This is a genomic window from Candidatus Protofrankia californiensis (assembly GCF_900634765.1).
Lineage (GTDB): Bacteria > Actinomycetota > Actinomycetes > Frankiales > Frankiaceae > Protofrankia > Protofrankia californiensis.
This window is the reverse complement of sequence record NZ_CAAAFT010000056.1, coordinates 1-1,979: the sequence shown is the minus strand read 5'-3', so window position 1 is coordinate 1,979 and position 1,979 is coordinate 1. Positions and strand designations below refer to the sequence as shown.

1 protein-coding gene and 1 pseudogene are annotated in these 1,979 nt (G+C 69.2%); both read left to right on the top strand.

Annotated features, from left to right (window positions below):
* Positions 1–698: pseudogene (locus tag DD1DGNOD_RS26450) on the top strand (SAM-dependent methyltransferase); the annotation flags it as partial.
* Positions 695–1,753, top strand: a complete 1,059-nt coding sequence (locus DD1DGNOD_RS03090; RefSeq protein WP_131765139.1) for a hypothetical protein — start codon at positions 695–697, stop codon at positions 1,751–1,753. The pseudogene DD1DGNOD_RS26450 and the gene DD1DGNOD_RS03090, both read left to right, overlap by 4 nt.
* Positions 1,754–1,979 lie beyond the last annotated feature (226 nt).

Here is a 1,979-nt window from a genome sequence, read left to right as displayed (position 1 = left end):
GCTCCCGGCACCTACGTGCCCTTACCCTGCGGACCAGCGACTGGCAGCGGCTGACCGACACGGGTCTGGCGACCCTGCTGTTCCGCCCGGGGTCGAGGCCGTCCCCGGCGGCCCGTGCCTACATCGCCGAGGGCGAACGTGCCGAGGTCGACCTAGCGTACAAGTGCCGCATCCGCAATCCCTGGTGGCAGGTCCCCCTCCCGGTCACGCCCGCGGATCTGCTGCTGACCTACATGAACGCGGACACACCGCAGCTCGCGACCAACCGGGCCGGGGTTGCGCACCTGAACTCCGTCCACGGGGTCGCCCTCGCCCCCGAGCACCGGCGTACCGGGCGGGACCTGCTGCCGCTCGCCGCGCTGAACTCCGTGACGATGCTCGCCGCCGAGACGGTCGGGCGTGCCTACGGCGGCGGCATGCTCAAACTCGAACCGCGTGAGGCAGCCCGGCTGCTGGTGCCCACCCCGGAGCTGGTCGAGCGGCTGCGTCCGCAGCTGTCCGCGGCCCGCCGCGGCGTGATGCGCGCGCTGGCCGCCGGACGGCTCACCGACGCGGTGGCGGGCGTGGACGAAGTGCTGCTGCTCGCCGACGGGATCGGGTTGGATGCCGCTGTCATCAAGGAGGTCGTGACTGCTCGCCATGCCCTGTGGTCCCGGCGTCATGCCCGCGCGGGCCGTTCGAGCAGCAGACCCACGTGAGCCGCCGCCCGGACAAGCTCGTCGCCTACGAGTCGGTGCTCGCCCGCCATCCCGCGACCGATCCGTGGCGGCACACCGCCGGTGCCGAGCCGTCCTACGAGCCGGACTACGACCTGCTCGGTGAGCTGCTGACCCAGCCGGTCCGGGGCGGCGAGGCGTCCGAGAGCGGCGCGTTCGCCAAGGGAATCGACGCCTGGATCGCCCATGAGCTGCGCCGTGCCGGGTTCGGCGCCGACGAGGTGTGGCCCAGGGCCAACCAGCCGAGGGTCCTGCCGCGTGACGTGGCCGTGCTGCTCGACAAGCTGCCGAAGTCACTGGCCGACGAGATGCGAGCCCGGGTGAGCGCGATGCCGGCGGTGACTCCGGCAGACGCAGTGATCCTCGGGCGCGCCTACGACAAGCAGGTCGACGTTGTGATCTCCCGGTGGGAACGCGGCCCTGAGCTCCTGGTCAGTACGAAGGCGCAGGTCTCGTCGTTCGGCAAGAATTTACCGAATCGTTTCGAGGAGGCGTACGGGGACGCCGGGAACCTGCGGGGCCGCTATCCGCTGGCCGCGGTCGGCTTCCTGTTCGTGCAACGCTCGACGATTCTCGACACCGAACCGGAGGCGTTCGAACGAACCATCGACATGATCCGCAAGCTGCGCGCGGGCATGGGCGGAGCGAGCGGATCAGGTACGGGTGCCGACAGCGGCGGCTACACCGCAACCGCCCTCGTCCTCGTCGAGTGGGACGAGGACATCACCGGCCTGGCCGGCGGCGCAGACCCTGAACAGGCCGGCTGGGCGGGGGTGCGGGTTCGACGGGACGCCGTGCCCGCGGACGTGGCCCCACCGCAGTTCTTCACCACGCTGATCCGGCACATCACCGCCGTGACCCCGGTCGTCCACCACGTCCGCGTCCGGGAGCTGCTGGAGCGTCGTAACCTGCCGGTTACCGAGGCGGACGCCGATCTGTTGACCGCCGAGGTGAACGCGGCCACCGACCCGGCGACGAAACAGACCGAGCCGGCCGGTCCGCTAATGATCGATGTGCCGCTCTTCCCCGATCTTTAGGACGCTCATAATCCAAGATTACGTAAATGGATCTTACTCTCGGTACGCAGGTACTCGTGTCAACTGGATAATCATGACACCGTCGACGCCGCGACGGCCGGTTCCTCGGATGCTTTCATGCTTGTGGAGCGTTCAAAGCCTGCAGTCAGCCGCCGGAACATCGGGTGATACCAGTCGGGTGGCGATACCAGCCGGATGGTGATATCGGCCGGGTGGTGATATCGGC